Here is an 18,534-nt window from a genome sequence, read left to right as displayed (position 1 = left end):
AACTTTGAACTGCCTTTTTTAAGGTCAGTTCAACGTAATCGATTTAAAGATTTTTAAATTAAGCCAGTTTTGCTTTAATTTTTGCTGAAACTTGAGAAGGATCGGCGCGCCCGGCTATGAGCGGACGCAGAGAATTCATCACCTTACCCATATCTTTCATGCTAGTAGCTTCTTGCGCTGCAATCGTTTGCGCAATCATGGAATCAAGTTCTTCCTCAGTCATAGCTTCTGGTAGAAATTGAGATAAAACCTCAAGTTCGGCTTGTTCCTTACTAGCTAAATCTTCTCGACCAGCGCCTTCAAAGGCTTTGATCGATTCTTTACGTTGTTTAATTTGTTTTTCAATGACCGCAAGAACTTGAGCGTCGTCAAGTTCTTTGCGCTCATCGACTTCGATTTGCTTAATTGCCGCCTGTAGACCACGAATTACCGTTAACTTATCCATTTCTTTAGCACGCATAGTGGCTTTCAAAACTTCAGTTATTTGGCTTTTTAAAGTAGTCATTATTTAGTCCAGGCAGTCAATCACAAATTAATCTTAGTAAAGGCGAGTAGTACGTACTGATTCACGCGCCAATTTCTTTTGGTAGCGTTTAACAGCAGCAGCTTTTTTGCGCTTACGTTCTTGAGTTGGTTTCTCGTAGAATTCGCGCTTACGAACGTCAGCTAAAACGCCCGCTTTTTCGCATGAACGTTTGAAACGACGGATAGCTACGTCTACTGGTTCGCCTTCTTTCAATTTAACTTGTGGCATGAAGAATCCTCATTAAGTTATGGATAAGATCTGGGCGACATTGCCCTGATCACAAGTGAAGGTCAGTATTTTACTCATTTACATCTCATACCACAAGTCTATAATGGTTCACGCAATAGATTTGATACAGGTTATAGGCAGTTTAATGATCGTTTTAGGCTTAGAAACATCTTGTGATGAAACAGGACTTGCCCTTTATGACAGCGAGTTGGGTTTGCGTGGGCAAGTGCTGTACAGCCAAATTAAACTGCATGCAGAGTATGGTGGTGTGGTGCCGGAGTTGGCATCGCGTGACCATGTGCGTAAGCTGATTCCATTGATGAATCAACTGCTTGAAGAAAGTGGTGTAAAAAAATCTGAAATTGATGCCGTTGCATATACGCGTGGCCCAGGTTTGATGGGTGCGCTGATGACAGGCGCGCTGTTTGGTCGAACTTTGGCCTTTGCTTTAAATAAACCTGCAGTTGGTGTGCATCATATGGAAGGGCATATGTTGGCGCCACTTTTATCGGAAACACCGCCAGAATTTCCTTTTGTAGCACTTTTGGTCTCAGGTGGACATTCTCAATTGATGGCTGCCTATGGGATTGGGCAGTATGAATTATTGGGGGAGTCGATTGATGATGCTGCAGGTGAAGCCTTTGATAAGGTTGCGAAAATGATGGGGTTACCGTACCCAGGTGGCCCAAATATTTCAAAACTGGCTGAGCAAGGTGATCCGAATGCCTTTGCTTTCCCACGTCCAATGTTGCATCAAGGTTTGGAGTTTTCATTTAGTGGTTTAAAAACAGCTGTATCTGTGCAAATGAAAAAATTAGGTGATGAAAACCGTGATGCGGATATTGCAGCGAGTTTCCAAGAAGCTATCGTGGATACCTTGGTTAAAAAATCTGTGAAAGCGTTGAAGCAAACAGGTTTAAAACGCTTAGTGATCGCAGGTGGTGTCAGTGCCAATAAACGTTTGCGTGAACGTTTGGAAGCAGATTTAACTAAGATTCGTGCTCAGGTCTACTATGCCGAACCTGCACTTTGTACGGACAATGGCGCTATGATAGCTTTTGCTGGTTATCAGCGCTTAAAAGCAGGGCAGCAAGATGGTTTGGCTGTAACGACAACACCACGCTGGCCAATGACTGAGTTGACCAATCCCAGTGAAGTATAAGGCTTTCATTGTCTTGTCCTGAAATAGATTGACAGTATTCCACTTCAAACCGAGTTAAGCAATTAGCTCGGTTTTAGTTTGCTCATACATCTGATTCGGGGTGTTCATATTTAAACTTAAATGTGGTCTATAGTAATTATAAATCATGATAGATTCCGTAATTAAGTGATCTAACTCCTTCATGGTTTGACATCGTGTAGTTAAAAACTCCTGCTTTAATATTCCATTAATCCGCTCTGCTAATGCATTTTGATATGAGAAACACTGTTTCGCAAGGTATCCATCTGTCATGGAAGGACATATCCCATAATGGCGCAATGCCGATTGATATAGCTCAGAGCAATACTGAGAGCCTCTGTCTGAATGATGAATCATCCTAGTCGCTCGATCCGTCACATGCTGCATCGCCATATGTAGAGCCTGCATAACATTCTCCGCACGCATATCATTCGATAACTTATAACCTTTAATCTGACGGGTATAAGCATCTGTCACCAATGATAAATAATGTACGCCTTCAGCACTCTCAACATAAGTAATATCACTAACAAAGACTTCGTTGGCTTGCACTGCTGAATAATCCTTTAATAAATTTGGATGCTTCTTCATCCAATGCTTGCTATCCGTAGTTTTTGTATAGCGACGCTTGGGGCGAATCAATAAATTATGCTCTTTCAATATTTTAAATAACTGATCCCGTCCACACTTTAAACCACGCTGCAACAATTTGCCTTTAATAAGCCAATACAACTTACGTGTTCCGATACTTGGCATGAGACAACGATATTCCATAACCAACTCAAGTATTTGTTCAGTTGCTTGTGCAGTCATTTGAGCACGTTTTTCTGCTTGATAATAAGCTTGTCGGGTGATTCCCAACCACTGACAATAACGTGAAACGCTTAGTCCTCTTTGGCTTTGCCAATCTTTGAAACGTGCTCGGTATACTTTTTTCCAAGATCAGTCCCACATTCTTTATCAATGTGATAAATCACATCCTGAATAAATTCAGTTTTAAGCTTTTCTGCGGCTAACTGCTTTTCTAATTGGCGGATTCGTTGTTGGGGTGTTAATTGGCGTTTAGAAGAAGGCGGCATATTCGAAGTCCAGTCCTGTTGTCCGTGCTTGCGTAACCATACCAGCACAGTTGATCTTCCTTGAATACCATATTTTGCCTGAGCTTGTTTATAAGTAATTTGCCCTTTTTCTACTTCATGTACAACCATCATTTTAAAGGCAAAGCTATAATCACCTTGTGTACGTTTAACTCTTTGTTCTCGTTCATGTTCCATAAAATAAGCCTCTTAAAGGTGTAAACTTATTTCAGGACGGGACACATTTGATAAGCTTAAAGCCCGACTGAATGTTGGGCTTTTTTTACATTTAGGTCTTTACCAAAGGACTTTTAAAAATGCTCTGCTTAGACTTTAAGAATATTTTTTGACTCACTTAAATGTAACTTAGAATCAAGTTAAAAGTATTTACCCATAGGTTTATCCATAGAAATTGGGGATAAGTATGCCTAGCGTAGTTTTTGATTGATCTCAAAAGATTAAAACTTTGAGTATTTTGACTTCAATTGAAATTCTATTTTATATGGTTTTAAGGTATTGATTAATATTAAGATTTTGTATTTTTCTTAAGTTTTTATTTCTATACGAGGATAAAACTCAAAGCCACGAAGGCCAATTACAACACGTAAGATGATTTAGCTTCCTGAGCTTAAGGATATTCTTTAGTTTATATGAAAGGCAGATGTAGATTTAATTAAAAATATCTTGGTCGTATAAATCACAAAGCTATGACGGTCTGTCTTAGGAACTTTCATTACAACAATGGAAGTACATAATTAGAAGAAAATTTTAGAGGTGTTACCCATGGTGGCTACTAATGGAATGCTAGACCCTGATGATTCGATAATTCTACTGATTGACCATCAAAGTGGACTTTTTAATACCGTACGCGATGTACCTGTACCCGACTTACGCAATTATGTGATTGCAATTGCAAAAGCAGCAACTTTATTAAATATACCTGTAATTACCACGGCTTCTGTACCTGACGGCCCCAATGGCCCTTTAATTCCTGAAATTCACCACTTTGCTCCGCATGCAGTTTATGTACCACGTACTGGACAAATTAATACTTGGGACAATCCCTTATTTGTAGATGAAGTTAAAAAAACGGGTAGGAAGACACTGATTATTGCTGGAACGCTGACCAGTGTATGTATGACTTCCCTGCTGTAAGCGCTCGTAAAGAAGGTTATAACGTCTATTGTGTTGTGGATGCATCAGACAACTGGAGCAAGTTAGCCACAGATACATCAATTGCTCGTGTGACCCAAGCGGGCGCAATTCCAACTGATACTTTTGCGACTGTGGCCGAGTTAATGCGTACTTGGAACCGTCCAGAAGGCTCGCGTTTTGCTGAAATTCTTTCAGATCATGTCTGCCCAGAATATAAATGCTTGATGGAGAGTTATGCAAAAGCGCAAGCTGTGGTCAAAGATGGGCCAGAAACAAACTTGGATAAATATCAATAATCAAATCAAACCTATTTGAACTGATATTCATCCCTCATTTTTTCAAAGAAATAACCCAAATTCTAATGCGGAATTTGGGTTATTTCTTTGATTAGACTGAACTGTTATCCCGCAGATTCAAATCCCAAGTGCAACACATTTGTAGTTAGTTGAAAAAGTTAGGTGTATTCATAGAATCATTAGACTTTTTCAACTCGTAATTGGAAAGCACACAATGAAGAAATACACCCAACTTTCTCAAGATGAAAGATACGAAATTTATGCTACTTTGAAAAGTAAAAGTTCAATCGCTACCCTTGCTCGGGAATTAGGACGTTCACGATCAACCATCTACCGTGAATTAAAAAGAAATACTGGGCAACGTGGATATAGAGCTCAACAGGCAGCTAAATTTGCAAGTCAAAGACGGTACCGTCCTTCATCATCAATGACAGCATTTGCCTTCGCTTATATTGATTATTTGATTGGTTTGGACTGGTCACCCGAACAAATTTCAGGTGCTTTAACACAACGCGGTTGGCTGGATGTACCTTCACATGAGTGGATTTACCAGTACATTTATCAAGATAAATCAAAAGGCGGTAAACTTCATCTACATTTAAGGCATCAGAAGAAATATCGAAAACGCGGTTACAAAAACACGGATCGTAGGGGTCAAATCATTGATAAAACAAGTATTCACTGCCGACACCAGGTCATTGATCAACGACAACGTTTAGGAGATTTCGAAGGTGACACGGTGATTGGTAAACATCATAAAGGTGCTTTATTGACTCTCGTTGATCGAAAGAGCCTGTATGTACATATTGTTCATTTAGGGCCAACAAGAGCATCCTCTCAAACGATTACTTGTGCATTAGATCGTTTACAAATGAGCCATGCTTATAGTGTGACATTTGATAATGGCAAAGAATTTTCCGAACACAAAAGAATTACTGATGCTGGCATAGAGACGTATTTTGCTGATCCTTACAAGTCTATTCAGCGAGCTAGAAATGAAAATACGAATGGTTTAATCCGTCAATATCTGCCAAAATCATCATCGTTTGATGGCGTGTCAAACGAACAAATAGAGCAGATAGAATTTGCACTCAACCATCGTCCTAGAAAAACACTAGGTTGGTATACACCGAGTGAAGTTATGGCTGGTTTTTATACTGTTGCACTTGCCGCTTGAATCCGCCACCTTAGAAAATTAGATAAAAAGGATGCTTAAGTTTTGATCAGTATTTTTATCCTAAAGCTGCTTTAATTGTTGTGAACCGACCCAGTGTTTAGAAAATTGATACGCGGCACGTCCAGAGCGTTGTCCACGCGCCTGACACCAACGTAGTGCTTCGGCTCGTACCATATCGTCCATGGTGATTTGAGCTTTTGCTAAGTAGTGCTGCACAATGTCCAAATATAAGTTTTGATCCATTGGATAAAAAGACAGCCATAATCCAAAACGATCGGAGAGTGAAATTTTTTCTTCAATCGCTTCTTGTGGATGCAGTTCAGTGTACTGCGGTACATCGACTCGAGTTACAGGCGTGTTTTCATGCATAAACTCTGGTAGCAAATGACGACGGTTACTGGTGGCATAAATAATAAAATTACTTGAACCTGACTGCAAAGACCCATCTAGCACACTTTTTAAACTGCGATAGTTTTCATCTTCGGCGTTAAAAGCCAAGTCATCACAATACACAATAAACTTTTCAGGGCGCTCTGCAATTAGCTTTTGAATTTCAGGCAGTTCGGATAAATCATCACGTTCAATTTCAATCAGCCTTAAGCCTTGCTCTGCATATTCCGTTAATAAAGCACGCACAATAGAGGACTTGCCTGTCCCGCGAGAGCCAGTAAGCAGGACGTCATTGGCAGGTAAACCATTAAGAAACTGTTCTGTATTTTGCAGTACTTTTTCTTTTTGACGCTCAATACCTTTTAAATCATTTAGTTCGATTCGTTTGAGCTGATGAATCGCTTTTAATTCGCCATTTTCCCATTTAAAGGCAATCGCTGAAAAATCAGGTGCTTGTTTAACTTCTGGTAGGCTTTGCTGTAGTTGTTGGAGTACAGTCGATAGTGCTTCTAAGATATTGTTCGGTAGGTCAATGGTCGCCATGATTAATCAGCTTATAATTACACTTGTCGTCGATCTTAACATCCGATCTAGTCGTATCAAACCCTTAAAGCGGTGCAGATTTGCCAATTTTAGGGTTGAAATGGCAATTGTAATGCTCACATAATTTGCACATAGTCAGTTAGACTGACGGTTGAACGTGTCAGTGAAATTTTAGGAAAACAAAAAAAGTGGGTGAGTATGAATATGTTGTTTAAAGATTTCACACGGGAAATCAACCCGCACCAAGCCTATCGAATCAAAAAACTGAAAAACCAATTGGCTCAGGCAGAGAACTATACTGAGTGGAAAAGCATTGCACTTAGAATTGATGAAGAGTCAGGGGCGCAAGAGTGGAAGTATGACAACTGTTCACCTTATTTCGATGCAGAAGTGATTACCCATCGTTTGGGGTTGTTGAAGCGTTATCGCCAACAAAAGCGTACGACCGATTTAATGTACCTACTACGTGAAGGTCTGAGTTACGACATTGCCAATATCGCTCACCCCATGTTGTTTACTGCAACCTATGTCGGCACCAAAAAAATTATTGAAGACTATATTGAAGAAGTCAGCCTAGGTTTAGCATTTGTAGCATCTACGGATTGCCAGTGTTTAAATAAACAGCAAAAAATTGAATTTTTTCAGCACTGCCAAAAAGCCTTTGGGCAACCAGCCATGATGTTTTCAGGCGGTGCAACATTAGGACTGTTTCATACAGGTGTGTGCAAGGCTTTGCTTGAGCAAGACCTGATGCCGAAAGTGCTGTCTGGTTCAAGTGCTGGCGCCATTATGACAGCGATGCTGGGGCGAGCAACGCCTGCAGAAATGCTGAGCATCTTAAATGGTGAAAACTTTTTTACCGATGCTTTTCAATTTCGAGGCTTTCGTGAGGTCTTAAAGGGCAATGGTGGCTTAGCGGATGTAAAGCATTTAAAAAACTTTTTAATTGCAAATTTGGGAGACGTTACCTTTGAAGAGGCATTTAAGCAGTCAGGCTTGTATAACAATGTTGCGGTTGCGCCTTATGATGCCTCACAAAATCCACGCATTATGAATACCTTTACTTCACCTGACTTATTGGTGTGGAGTGCGGTGCTCGCGTCTTGTGCAGTGCCGATTCTATTTCCGCCAGTCAAGCTCACCAGTAAACGACATGACGGCTTATATACCCCTTATATGTCTTCCACGCGCTGGGTTGATGGCAGCGTGCGTAGTGATTTCCCGCAGGAAAAAATGGCGCGTTTATATAATTTAAACTACACCATTGCCAGTCAAGTGAACCCGCATGTGGTGCCATTTATGCAGTCGGATGAAGCACGGTTCCGTAAAGATATGTTGAGCTGGCCTGAACGAATTGTACGCAGACAAGGCAAAGTGATTAGTAAAGGGGTGATGGACTTTGCTCGTGAGCGTGTGGGGATGATTCCACCGATCCGCCGTTTACTCGATCATGGCTATGGTGTGGTCGATCAGCGTTATTATGGCGATGTGAACATTGTGGGGAAATATGGCCTGCGTCATTATAGTTATATGCTGCAAAATCCAAGACCACACTTGTTTAAACTCTTACAACGTGAAGGTGAACGTGCAACTTGGCCAAAAATCTCAATGATTGAAACACATGCCCGTGTTGGGAAAACCATTCAACATTGTTTAGAGGTCTTAACTGCATTGGATACGGCAGAGATGAATGAATCCGAATTCTTGGCATTTTAATCGTCAAGAATTAAATGCTCTCGCGACGTCGCTTCATACTCCGACTCAGCGTTTGGGTTGGGGACGAAGACTTTATCGCTTTGAAGTTGCAGGGCAGGGGTATTGGTTAAAGTATCAGTCGCTATCAGAGCATGCGGCGCTAATTAACGGCTTTGACGCTGAACTTGGTTTTTATCAACATGCACTTGCGATGCTGCAACTGCCAAAGTTCTTGCCTGAAGTGCAAATCCTTGAAAATTTTGAGTTTCACTTAGAGCTGGTGAAAGCCGCACTCATCTTAAAAGATGTTCCATCATTATTTATGGCGAATCCCCATCAGTTAAGTAGTGATCATGTCATTCATATCATTTTTAAAATGCTGAATGCAGTTGAAGAATTACATCAGATGGGTTGGATTCATGCGGATTTAAAAGCTTCGCATTTTTTGTTAGATGGTTCTACATGTAAGTTAATTGATTTTGAGCAGAGCCAAAGAATTGGTGAAATAAGCTGTCAAAAGGTTCTAACAGCGACACCGCGCTATATGGCACCTGAATTATTTCATGGTGAAGCAAAGACCGTGCAAACCGACCTATATGCACTCGGGATCATTCTACTTGAATGGTTGACTGATCAACGTTTGCAGGCAGCAAGCTACCAAGATTGGGCGTATTTACACTGTCAGTCTTTGAAGATAGCGCTTCCAGAACCTTTTCAGGGTTTTAGTCCACTATTACATGGACTTTTAGCTAAGCAAAAAAGCCAAAGATGGCAAAATACCATGGCTGCAAAACGATGCTTAATGACTGAAATTGAATGAGAAAAAGCCAAGTATAAAGTTTTTGTTTCTTATTTAATCAAATGAGTGTGTTTTTCTTAAAAATTGCTTGTCATGCGAAAATGATCCCTATAGTATACACAGCCATTGGGGACGTGGCGAAATTGGTAGACGCACTGGATTTAGGTTCCAGCGCCGCAAGGTGTGAGAGTTCGAGTCTCTCCGTCCCCACCATAAATCATTTGAATTAAGATGGTTTATAAGGCAATAGAGGATTGGTGTAATGGTAGCATGACGGTCTCCAAAACCGTTCGTCAAGGTTCGAATCCTTGATCCTCTGCCAACTTAAAGTCTAACGGAAAGTTAGCACCCTGATGGGGACGTGGCGAAATTGGTAGACGCACTGGATTTAGGTTCCAGCGCCGCAAGGTGTGAGAGTTCGAGTCTCTCCGTCCCCACCATCAGTAATGAAGCAAGGTATTAAGCCTTGCTTTTTTATTGCCTAAAATTTAGTAAAGAGCTGAATAGCCTTTTTATATAGATAGAGCATAAAAATAGATTCAACTGCCGATTTTATGACAGAAAAGCGGGTGATTGCTTATAAAAGCGCTTGTCATATAGTGTCTATCGCTATAATATACACAGCCATTGGGGACGTGGCGAAATTGGTAGACGCACTGGATTTAGGTTCCAGCGCCGCAAGGTGTGAGAGTTCGAGTCTCTCCGTCCCCACCATAAATCATTTGAATTAAGATGGTTTATAAGGCAATAGAGGATTGGTGTAATGGTAGCATGACGGTCTCCAAAACCGTTCGTCAAGGTTCGAATCCTTGATCCTCTGCCAACTTAAAGTCTAACGCAAAGTTAGCACCCTGATGGGGACGTGGCGAAATTGGTAGACGCACTGGATTTAGGTTCCAGCGCCGCAAGGTGTGAGAGTTCGAGTCTCTCCGTCCCCACCATCAGTAATGAAGCAAGGTATTAAGCCTTGCTTTTTTATTGCCTAAAATTTAATAGATGATTCATATATAAAAAAAGCCCCTTTAAGGGGCTAAATTTTGATTCATCACGCGAAGTAAGTATGGAGCAATTTAAGCTTTCAAATGGTCTTCGAATTCTTCACCGAGCTGCATGGCCAAGTTATTGCCCGCTAGGTCGCAAGTCACCAGTCCATATTCTTTTTTAAAGCTAAAAGTAAAGCCACGGTTGTCTGCTAAAGTTTTAACTGAATAACCTAATTTCTCTAGCCAAATACGAAAGGCGATGAGGTTTTTTGCTTTCACTACTTTTTTCACGAAGATATTCCTTTTTCACTGATAAATTATTAATAGGGATATTTCACGCTTTTTTAAAGGGGATTTTTTTATATATTTTTGTTTTTGTCTCTTTTTAAAGCAATCTAAACTAAGGCGAAAACGTATAGAAAGCATAAACGATAGTTTTTCATTGTTTAAAATAATTTTATCATGATGAAAAATAATAATATTTTGAGATGAGTCTCAATACAATGGAATTATGTGCGTTCGTGATAGAGAAGTATTTTATCATAAATAGAAATGTAATGATTTTTTTCAAAGGCTGGGTCTTTTGTGACAGTATTTTCAAACAGCCTTGCTCGTGATCATTCGATTCAGGCATCGTGTGGCTTGAAACTGCATTGGTTGAAATTTTGAGAGCTCAAAGGTTAAGGGTAGAAGCCCCAACTGATCGTTTTAACTCAATAGAAGCATACATACATAATAGGAGACTGCGTTCGTTAGCAGTCTCTAGAAGGGGGGAAGCCAATTAAAATTGATCCTTCAGATCACGTAGTCTTTTAAACTCTTCCACATTTTCTGTACGTAAAAAAGGATTGGTTTCAAGTTCGATTTCAATACTGCTAGGAAGGGTACATTGACCCAAATAGCGCATGGTTTCCACACGATCTAAGCGTTCTTGAATGGCGATATTATCTGGTTCGACATGGTTGGCAAACTTCGCGTTAGAGAGCGTGTATTCGTGCGTACAATAGACTTTGGTTTCGGCAGGCAAAGCTGCTAAACGATTGAGCGAATGGTACATCTGCTCATGTGTACCTTCAAACACTCGCCCACAGCCCATAGCAAACAGAGTGTCACCGCAAAATAAAGTCTGGATAGATTCAATAAAGTACACAATATGGCCCAGTGTGTGGCCAGGAACTGCTAAAACATCGATATGTAAATCATGAAATGAGAAATAGTCATCATCCATCAATGCATGGGTGATGAATGGAATTTTAGATAATTCCTCACGTGGCCCATACACAGGAATATTCCGACTCGCAATCAGGTCGGCGACACCGCCAATATGGTCTTTATGCCAATGAGTCAGCCAAATTTGAGCAATGCTTAAGCCATGTTCAGTGCAATAATCTTCAACTAATCCAGCCTCAGTTGGATCAACCACCACGACTTGCTTTGATGAGCTGTGTTCCAGTAGCCAAATATAGTTTTGGAGTTGGTTTTTCACATCAATTATGTGAACTTGATAAGTCATCTTTTTTCTTCAATGTGTTACATGTATTCATTCTACTGTAGCGGGTACACGCACTGAATTCTAGTCATGAATCATGTAAGACGTAAAAGGATAGGTATTTATTGTTTTATGCTTTCTCTTTTTTGTCATATTGTACTGTTATCTTGCTCATAAAAAACCACGCTAAAAAGCGTGGTTTTTTATGTGTTCAATCTAATTTAGATTAGATTTTACCTACTAGGTCGATTGAAGGAGCAAGAGTTGCTTCGCCTTCTTTCCATTTAGCTGGGCAAACTTCACCTGGGTGAGTGTGAACGTATTGAGCTGCTTTAACTTTACGAAGTAATTCTTGAGCATCACGACCAATACCACCAGCGTTGATTTCAACGATTTGGATTTTACCTTCTGGATCGATTACAAAAGTACCACGGTCAGCAAGACCAGCAGCTTCGATTAGAACGTCGAAGTTTTTAGAAAGAGTCCACGTTGGATCGCCGATTAATGGGTATTGGATTTTACCAATAACTTCAGAAGTGTCGTGCCAAGCTTTGTGAGTGAAGTGAGTGTCAGTAGAAACACCGTAGATTTCCACGCCTAATTTTTGGAATTCAGCGTAATTGTCAGCAAGGTCACCAAGTTCAGTTGGGCAAACGAAAGTGAAGTCAGCTGGGTAGAAGAATACTACAGACCATTTGCCTTTAAGATCTGCTTCAGTTACGTCAACAAATTGACCGTTGTGATATGCAGTAGCTGCGAATGGTTTTACTTCAGTATTAATCAAGCTCATCATTGTCTCCATGATTGGGGTTTGTATTTAATGTTGAATAGGGTATCGAAATTTTTGTTATTGCTGAAACAGTATTTTTACATTACAAGAATCGGAAAAACCGAATCTTACTCCAGACTATTTCAGCTAATGTGATCATTCTGTTCATTTAGCATGATAAATATGATGACTAAATGACAAAATCATCTATTCCGCAACTCGTTTACAGACATGATGTCCCTAGGCTTAAAATTCAAGGGGATATTTGAAAAAAAGTTAAAATTAAAAAATTATGCTGTACTTTCGCTTCGCTGTATTACCACGTAAACTAAGCGATTGATGTTTTTGATGTGGGTATTCTTTCTGTGCAGCGTCCTTTAAATATAGAGCAATTGGTGATGGTCAAAGACCGTCATCGTTTAAACCGACTCAAAAAAGGAAAAGATGCCAACGAAAAGCAATATCAAGCATTATTTGAACAGTCGCATTTAAAAGTTCTAGAGCGTATTGAACGCATTCCGAATATTAAACTGAATCAAGACCTGCCTGTTACGCAGTATGCAGATAAGTTAATTGATGCCATTCAAGAGCATCAAGTGATTATCGTTGCAGGGGAAACAGGTTCAGGTAAAACCACACAGCTACCGCAAATTGCGATGCTAGCAGGTCGTGGTTTAACGGGTCTGATTGGTCATACACAGCCACGTCGTTTGGCTGCGCGTAGTGTGTCCCAGCGTATTGCTGAAGAAGTTGGTGAGAAACTTGGTGAGTCGATTTCCTTTAAAGTTCGTTTTAATGAACAAGGGTCGCAGGATTCGATCATTCGTTTAATGACAGATGGTATTTTGCTGGCAGAGTTGGCCAATGACCGTTATCTCAATAAATACGACACCATTATTATCGATGAAGCGCATGAGCGTTCGCTCAATATCGACTTTATCATGGGGTATCTCAAACAGCTTTTGCCTCGCCGTAAAGATTTAAAAGTCATCATCACTTCAGCAACTTTAGATGTAAACCGTTTTAGTCAGTACTTTAACAATGCGCCTATTTTTGAAGTAGAAGGTCGTAGCTTTCCAGTCGAACTACGTTATCGCCCAGTCTCTGAGATGAGCATTGTCGGTAGTGATGATGATGAGTTTGATGACTTTGAAGAAAATCTACCTCGTGCTGTCGTGCAAGCTGTAGAGGAATGTTTTCGGGATGCACAAGAAAAAGGCCATCCTGAATATGCCGATACTTTAATTTTTGCCAGTACCGAACAAGAGATTCGTGAATTACAAGAAACTTTGCAAAAGCATGGGCCGCGACATACAGAAATTTTACCTTTATATGCGCGTTTGGCCTTGGCTGAACAACAAAAAATCTTTAATCCATCAGGTGGTGGGCGACGCATTATTATCGCCACCAACGTTGCAGAAACAGCGCTGACTGTACCCAATATTCGTTATGTGATTGACAGTGGTTTTGCGCGTATTTCTCGCTATAACTATCGTTCACGCGTACAGCGTTTACCGATTGAAGCGGTTTCGCAAGCAGCGGCAAATCAGCGTAAAGGCCGTTGTGGTCGTATTGCCCCAGGTGTATGTATTCGTTTGTATTCTGAGGAAGACTTTCAAAGCCGCCCTGAGTTTACCGAACCCGAAATTAAGCGAACGAACTTAGCTTCAGTTATTTTGCAGATGCAAAGTTTAGGGCTGGGTGCTTTAGAAGATTTTGATTTTATTGAGCCGCCAGATCATCGTTTAGTCAACGATGGTCGTAAGTTGTTGGTTGAACTTGGGGCAATGTCTGATAAAGGTAAAGCCCCTCTTTTGCAAAGAGGGGTTGGGGGAGATTCATCTGAAGTCAATCCCCCTCAATCCCCCTTTTCCAAAGGGGGAGGTAAAGGAGATTTAACCAAAATTGGTCAACAAATGGCCAAAATGCCAATTGATCCACGTTTGGCCCGTATGATTTTGGGTGGGGCACATTTTGGAGTGTTGAATGAAGTCTTGGTGATTGTTGCCGCTTTGGCAGTACAAGACCCACGAGAACGCCCTGCGGATAAACAAATGCAGGCAGATCAGAAACATGCGTTGTTCCGCGAAGCCGATTCTGACTTTTTATTTTATATCAAACTTTGGGAAGCGCTGGTTGCCAACCGAGACATGAGTGAAAACAAACGCCGTACTTTTGCGCGTAATCACTTTTTAAGTTGGTTGCGTCTACGTGAGTGGAAGAAAACTCATGAGCAATTGGTTGATTTGGCAAAAGGCTTAAAGCTGTCTTTTAATGAGAAAAAAGCCAGTTATGAAAATTTACACCGTGCACTTTTAACAGGTTTGTTGTCTTTTATTGCCAATAAAACCGATGAACGCAATGTGTTTATGGCGGTGCGTCAGCAAAAGGCCCGCATTTTTCCAGCATCTACCTTACATAAGACCAATACGCCTTGGGTCATGGCTTTTGAGATGGTAGAAACCTCACAGGTCTACATTCGTACACTAGCAAAAATTGAACCTGAGTGGATTTTGCTTGCAGCAGGTGATTTGCTGAAGCACCACTATTTTGAGCCGCACTGGTCGAAAAAAGCAGGTGTGGTCAATGCCTATGACCAAATTTCACTATTTGGCTTAATTATTGAGCCGAAACGTCAAATCAACTATGAAAAAGTCGACCATGTTGCAGCACATGAAATTTTCCTTCGAGATGCACTGACGACAGGGCATTTGGGCATTACGCCACCATTTTTAAAACACAACCTGCTTAAACTTGAAGAAGTAGAGCGGGTCGAGGATAAGCTACGCCGCCGTGATTTGGTGGTGGATGAAGAGACTATTTACCAGTTTTATGCGGCTAAAGTTCCTGAAGAGGTCGCAAGTCGTCGTAGTTTTGAAGACTGGCGCGCAACGGTTGAACCGCAAAACCCACGTTATTTATTTATCGATGATGATGCGCTATGGCTGAACGACCGTCCAACCACGCAGCAATTTCCCGATTTTTTACGCAATGGTGAACTGCGCCTTGCGGCCAGTTACCGTTTTGATCCAAGTCATGACGAAGATGGTGCAACGGTGAAAATTCCGTTGCAAGCCTTGCCTCAGGTGGATGAAAACTTGTGGTCGTGGGGCATTCCCGGCTGGCGTCAGGATTTAATGGAAGCCTTACTCAAAGCACTGCCTAAAGATAAACGTCGTCACTTGGTGCCTATCCCTGATACGGCTGCAAAGCTAATGGCGAAAGTAGATGCGATGCATTTGCAGCAGCATATTTTTAGTTTTTTAGCCTTCCAGTTACGTGGCGAACAAATCTCTGAAAAAGACTTTAGCTTTGAGCGGATTGAACAGTATTTATTGCCATTGATTAAGGTGATAGATGACAAAGGCCGTGTGATTGAACAAGGTCGTGACTTGTCTGAGTTAAAAGCGCGCTGTCGAACAGAAACTCATAGTCCAGTCAAACAGCTCAAAGGTGAGTTCCAAACTTTTCCTGAAAATTTTGTGTTTGAAGCATCACAAAAAGTGACGGGTGTGGTGGTGAAGCAGTATCAAGCTTTAGTCCCGACCAAGGCCTTTGCTGCACTGGAACAAAAGGATGAGTCTGGTGTGGTGATTCAGACCTTTAATGATCAAGCTGAGGCGATTAAACAGCACCGTGAGGGTGTACTCCGTTTGGTGCATATACAACTGGGGGATTTGGTCCGTCAGTTGAAAAAGCAAATTTCCAAACCGTTGGCATTGGCGTATTCACCTTTGGGCGATAAGGCGCAGTTGGAGCAAATGTTAGTTTATGCCACACTGCAAATGTCGATCAATGAACTGCCTGTCAACGCACAAGAGTTTGAAAACTTGGTTGTAAATGTCAAAAAAACTTTTCTGACCCATGGGCAAAAAGCACTGGCAGATGTGACAGAGATCTATATTCAATGGCAGGATATACGTCGAAAACTGTTGGTCTTAGATGATGCAGTGTTTGGGAAAAATATTGATGATGTTGAAGATCAGCTAGATTTGATGTGCTTATCAAACTTTGTTTACGTAAAATCTTCCGACATTTGGCTTGAATTTCCTCGATATTTGAAAGCATTGGTCTTGCGTTTGGAGCGCCTGCCCAATAACCTACAGAGGGATAATTCTGCCATTGATCAAGTTGACCCGTGGATGGAAAAATTATTTAAGTTTAAAAATGACACTCGCCTTAAAGAATTGTATTTCATGGTTGAGGAGTTTCGGATTTCTTTATTCTCTCAACCGATGAAAACAAAGATGCCCATTTCTCCGACTCGCTTGCAAAAAGTATGGGAAAAACTTGGAATCAGTTAAGATATAGGTAATTTAAAGAAGGAGTTTTACATGGGCATCCGCATTACAGGTATGGGTCTTTATCATCCTGAAGACATCATTACCAATGAAGAGTTAGTTGAAAGTTTAAATGCTTATGTGGAACAGTATAACCTAGACAATGCTGACAAAATTGCTTCGGGCGAGTTGGAAGCCCGTCGTGGGTCAAGCGCAGAGTTTATTGAAAAAGCATCTGGTGTAAAACGTCGTTATGTGGTTGAGAAAACAGGGATCTTAGATCCGAAGCGTTTACGTCCATTGTTACATGAGCGTTCAAATGATGAACTCTCGATTCAAGCCGAATGGGGCGTGATCGCTGCAAAACAAGCGATGGAAAATGCAGGCGTAACTGCAGAAGATATCGATGTGGTAATTTTATCGTGCTCTAATTTACAGCGTGCTTATCCAGCTGTTGCAATTGAAATCCAAACAGCATTGGGTATTCAAGGCTATGCCTACGACATGAATGTGGCATGTTCGGCCGCAACCTTTGGCATTAAACAAGCCTATGATGCGATCAAAGCGGGCGGACGCCGTGTATTATTGGTGAATGTAGAAATCACCTCTGGTCATACCGACTACCGTTCACGTGATTGCCACTTTATCTTTGGTGATGTTGCAACGGCTTCAATCATTGAAGAAACCGACAGCAAAACTGGTTTTGAAATTGAAGACATTAACTTATTCACCCAGTTCTCAAACAACATCCGCAATAACTTTGGTTTCCTAAACTTAAGTGAAGTCGATGCAGACATTGAAAACAATCGTTTCGCTCAAGACGGTCGTAAAGTGTTCAAAGAAGTTTGTCCACTGGTTGCCAAAATGATTACAGCGCAACTTGAGAAAAACAACATTGCACCGACTGATGTGAAGCGTTTTTGGTTACACCAAGCCAATGCCAGCATGAATGAACTGATTCTGAAATTGGTCGTAGGCAAAGAAAATGCTCAGCCTGATTTAGTGCCGATCATTTTGGATGAATTTGCAAATACCTCTTCAGCAGGTGTCATCATTGCGTTGCATCGCACAGCAGACCAAGTCAATGATGGTGAATACGGTGTCTTGTGTTCATTCGGCGCAGGTTACTCTGTTGGTGCTGTGCTTGTGAAAAAACACGTCGCATAAGCCCGTATGTTGCAGGTTGAACATGATGCAAAATGGATTAAACGCCTGAGTGCTTTATCCAAAGTTTATTTCACACCGACATTTATCGGTGCTGAACGGTTAGATGCATCACAACCTGCAATGTATGTAGGAAATCATTCCTTATATGGTGTACTCGATTCACCTCTGTTGATTGATTATCTCTACAATGAGCATCAAGTGGCTGTGGTCAGTATTGCTGATCATAGCCATTTTTATTTGCCACTGTGGCGCAGTGTGGTGAAAAAATTTGGTGCGGTCGATGGCATCCCAGCCTATGTACGTGAAGCCATGCAACAAGGCTATTCTATTTTGGTTTTTCCTGGTGGCGGACGCGAAGTTCTAAAACGTGAGGGCGAACAGTATCAACTGATTTGGAAACAGCGTTATGGCTTTTTAAAACTTGCTCAAGAATTTGGCTATGACATTGTGCCGTTTGCCGCTTTAGGCGGAGATGAAGTCTTTGATATTGGTTTTGATGCTAATAAAGTGGTTCAGCACCAATATTTTCAAAAGTTGCTACAAGTGCCGCAGTTAAGTCGCTTGCTACGTAAAGGGGAGGTGATTCCATCTTTACCGAAACATTTGATTCCGAAACGCTTACCTTTTTATTTTAAGTTTATGCCCAGACAAAGTTTGATGCATATTGAAAACCTAGAACAGTTACAGCAGTTCCGAGACCTGATTGCAGCAGAAATTTATACTGGGCTTGCAGACTTAAGAGTATTGCGTCAACAGCAACATGGTGACCGATTTGATTGAG

General features: G+C 41.1%; 14 protein-coding genes, 6 tRNA genes and 1 pseudogene. 14 read left to right on the top strand and 7 right to left on the bottom strand.

Translation table 11 applies throughout. From position 1 onward, the window contains the following. Positions 1-58: 58 nt before the first annotated feature. Together AC4CVD_RS10885 and rpsU are read right to left on the bottom strand one after the other, a co-directional pair. A complete protein-coding gene (locus AC4CVD_RS10885; RefSeq protein WP_004982206.1) occupies positions 59-505 on the bottom strand; it encodes a GatB/YqeY domain-containing protein in 447 nt (148 codons plus the stop codon). Positions 506-538: 33 nt separating this feature from the next. Then, positions 539-754, bottom strand: coding sequence for a 30S ribosomal protein S21 (gene rpsU, locus AC4CVD_RS10880; protein ID WP_001136722.1), 216 nt, complete (start codon positions 752-754; stop codon positions 539-541). Positions 755-899: 145 nt separating this feature from the next. Here rpsU and tsaD point away from each other — a divergent pair, with 145 nt between their 5' ends. Further along, positions 900-1,916 (top strand): tRNA (adenosine(37)-N6)-threonylcarbamoyltransferase complex transferase subunit TsaD, encoded by a 1,017-nt coding sequence (gene tsaD / locus AC4CVD_RS10875; RefSeq protein ID WP_490747557.1) that lies wholly within the window; start codon positions 900-902, stop codon positions 1,914-1,916. A gap of 54 nt (positions 1,917-1,970) precedes the next feature. Here tsaD and AC4CVD_RS10870 read toward each other — a convergent pair. Beyond that, positions 1,971-3,208, bottom strand: a protein-coding gene (locus tag AC4CVD_RS10870; protein ID WP_101495500.1) for an IS3 family transposase whose coding sequence is annotated in 2 segments (ribosomal slippage) — positions 1,971-2,872 and positions 2,872-3,208 — 1,239 coding nt in all. Because the reading frame shifts where the segments join, the coding sequence is not laid out codon by codon here. A gap of 585 nt (positions 3,209-3,793) precedes the next feature. Between AC4CVD_RS10870 and AC4CVD_RS10865 the strand changes: the two are divergent. Both AC4CVD_RS10865 and AC4CVD_RS10860 read left to right on the top strand, forming a co-directional pair. Further along, positions 3,794-4,461, top strand: a pseudogene (locus AC4CVD_RS10865) (isochorismatase family protein). A 214-nt stretch (positions 4,462-4,675) separates the two neighbouring features. Next, positions 4,676-5,638 carry an IS30-like element IS18 family transposase gene (locus tag AC4CVD_RS10860; protein ID WP_004691346.1) on the top strand — a complete coding sequence of 321 codons (963 nt, stop codon included), beginning with the start codon at positions 4,676-4,678 and terminating at the stop codon, positions 5,636-5,638. Positions 5,639-5,698: 60 nt separating this feature from the next. Here the strand turns inward: AC4CVD_RS10860 and AC4CVD_RS10855 are convergent, their stop codons facing one another. Then, complete coding sequence (locus AC4CVD_RS10855; RefSeq protein WP_490753092.1) at positions 5,699-6,571, bottom strand: ATP-binding protein; 873 nt, start codon at positions 6,569-6,571, stop codon at positions 5,699-5,701. Between the two features lie 204 nt (positions 6,572-6,775). Between AC4CVD_RS10855 and AC4CVD_RS10850 the strand changes: the two genes are divergently transcribed. The 8 genes from AC4CVD_RS10850 (at position 6,776) to AC4CVD_RS10815 (ending at position 10,006) form a co-directional block, all read left to right on the top strand. Next, positions 6,776-8,287: a DUF3336 domain-containing protein gene (locus tag AC4CVD_RS10850; RefSeq protein WP_490753515.1), complete on the top strand. Its 1,512-nt coding sequence runs from the start codon at positions 6,776-6,778 to the stop codon at positions 8,285-8,287. Next, on the top strand, positions 8,262-9,086 hold the full coding sequence (locus AC4CVD_RS10845) for a protein kinase domain-containing protein (RefSeq protein WP_490753091.1): 825 nt from the start codon (positions 8,262-8,264) through the stop codon (positions 9,084-9,086). The genes AC4CVD_RS10850 and AC4CVD_RS10845 overlap by 26 nt, the downstream gene beginning before the upstream one ends. A 107-nt stretch (positions 9,087-9,193) precedes the next feature. Next, positions 9,194-9,278, top strand: a tRNA-Leu gene (locus AC4CVD_RS10840). 35 nt (positions 9,279-9,313) lie between these two features. Beyond that, positions 9,314-9,387, top strand: a tRNA-Trp gene (locus tag AC4CVD_RS10835). Positions 9,388-9,420: 33 nt separating this feature from the next. Beyond that, positions 9,421-9,505: transfer RNA gene (locus AC4CVD_RS10830), tRNA-Leu, on the top strand. A 189-nt stretch (positions 9,506-9,694) separates the two neighbouring features. After that, positions 9,695-9,779, top strand: a tRNA-Leu gene (locus AC4CVD_RS10825). A 35-nt stretch (positions 9,780-9,814) separates the two neighbouring features. After that, positions 9,815-9,888 (top strand) — tRNA-Trp (locus AC4CVD_RS10820). A 33-nt stretch (positions 9,889-9,921) separates the two neighbouring features. Further along, positions 9,922-10,006: transfer RNA gene (locus AC4CVD_RS10815), tRNA-Leu, on the top strand. 129 nt (positions 10,007-10,135) lie between these two features. Here the strand turns inward: AC4CVD_RS10815 and AC4CVD_RS10810 are convergent. From AC4CVD_RS10810 to ahpC, 3 genes are all read right to left on the bottom strand, one after another. After that, positions 10,136-10,339: a hypothetical protein gene (locus AC4CVD_RS10810; RefSeq protein WP_004696295.1), complete on the bottom strand. Its 204-nt coding sequence runs from the start codon at positions 10,337-10,339 to the stop codon at positions 10,136-10,138. Positions 10,340-10,829: 490 nt separating this feature from the next. Further along, positions 10,830-11,561: a hydroxyacylglutathione hydrolase gene (gene gloB, locus AC4CVD_RS10805; RefSeq protein WP_490753090.1), complete on the bottom strand. Its 732-nt coding sequence runs from the start codon at positions 11,559-11,561 to the stop codon at positions 10,830-10,832. Between the two features lie 202 nt (positions 11,562-11,763). Further along, on the bottom strand, positions 11,764-12,327 hold the full coding sequence (ahpC, locus tag AC4CVD_RS10800) for an alkyl hydroperoxide reductase subunit C (protein ID WP_419324878.1): 564 nt from the start codon (positions 12,325-12,327) through the stop codon (positions 11,764-11,766). A gap of 344 nt (positions 12,328-12,671) precedes the next feature. On the opposite strand from ahpC, the gene hrpA reads away from it, so the two are divergent. The 3 genes from hrpA to AC4CVD_RS10785 are packed head-to-tail and all read left to right on the top strand — an operon-like array spanning position 12,672 to position 18,533. After that, positions 12,672-16,610 (top strand): ATP-dependent RNA helicase HrpA, encoded by a 3,939-nt coding sequence (gene hrpA / locus AC4CVD_RS10795; RefSeq protein ID WP_490753514.1) that lies wholly within the window; start codon positions 12,672-12,674, stop codon positions 16,608-16,610. 30 nt (positions 16,611-16,640) lie between these two features. Next, positions 16,641-17,753 carry a beta-ketoacyl-ACP synthase III gene (locus AC4CVD_RS10790; RefSeq protein WP_490753089.1) on the top strand — a complete coding sequence of 371 codons (1,113 nt, stop codon included), beginning with the start codon at positions 16,641-16,643 and terminating at the stop codon, positions 17,751-17,753. A gap of 6 nt (positions 17,754-17,759) precedes the next feature. After that, positions 17,760-18,533 (top strand): 1-acyl-sn-glycerol-3-phosphate acyltransferase, encoded by a 774-nt coding sequence (locus AC4CVD_RS10785; protein WP_490753088.1) that lies wholly within the window; start codon positions 17,760-17,762, stop codon positions 18,531-18,533. Position 18,534: the final 1 nt, after the last annotated feature.

This window comes from Acinetobacter sp. LipI_23, assembly GCF_058243045.1.
Note: the sequence above shows the minus strand (reverse complement) of the source record. Positions and strands in the feature narration are given on the sequence as shown.

Coding starts and splice junctions, on each gene's coding strand:
- AC4CVD_RS10885 (WP_004982206.1), bottom strand. CDS start 505: ATGACTACTTTAAAAAGCCAAATAACTGAAGTTTTGAAAGCCACTATG.
- rpsU (WP_001136722.1), bottom strand. CDS start 754: ATGCCACAAGTTAAATTGAAAGAAGGCGAACCAGTAGACGTAGCTATC.
- tsaD (WP_490747557.1), top strand. CDS start 900: ATGATCGTTTTAGGCTTAGAAACATCTTGTGATGAAACAGGACTTGCC.
- AC4CVD_RS10860 (WP_004691346.1), top strand. CDS start 4,676: ATGAAGAAATACACCCAACTTTCTCAAGATGAAAGATACGAAATTTAT.
- AC4CVD_RS10855 (WP_490753092.1), bottom strand. CDS start 6,571: ATGGCGACCATTGACCTACCGAACAATATCTTAGAAGCACTATCGACT.
- AC4CVD_RS10850 (WP_490753515.1), top strand. CDS start 6,776: ATGTTGTTTAAAGATTTCACACGGGAAATCAACCCGCACCAAGCCTAT.
- AC4CVD_RS10845 (WP_490753091.1), top strand. CDS start 8,262: ATGAATCCGAATTCTTGGCATTTTAATCGTCAAGAATTAAATGCTCTC.
- gloB (WP_490753090.1), bottom strand. CDS start 11,561: ATGACTTATCAAGTTCACATAATTGATGTGAAAAACCAACTCCAAAAC.
- ahpC (WP_419324878.1), bottom strand. CDS start 12,327: ATGAGCTTGATTAATACTGAAGTAAAACCATTCGCAGCTACTGCATAT.
- AC4CVD_RS10790 (WP_490753089.1), top strand. CDS start 16,641: ATGGGCATCCGCATTACAGGTATGGGTCTTTATCATCCTGAAGACATC.
- AC4CVD_RS10785 (WP_490753088.1), top strand. CDS start 17,760: ATGTTGCAGGTTGAACATGATGCAAAATGGATTAAACGCCTGAGTGCT.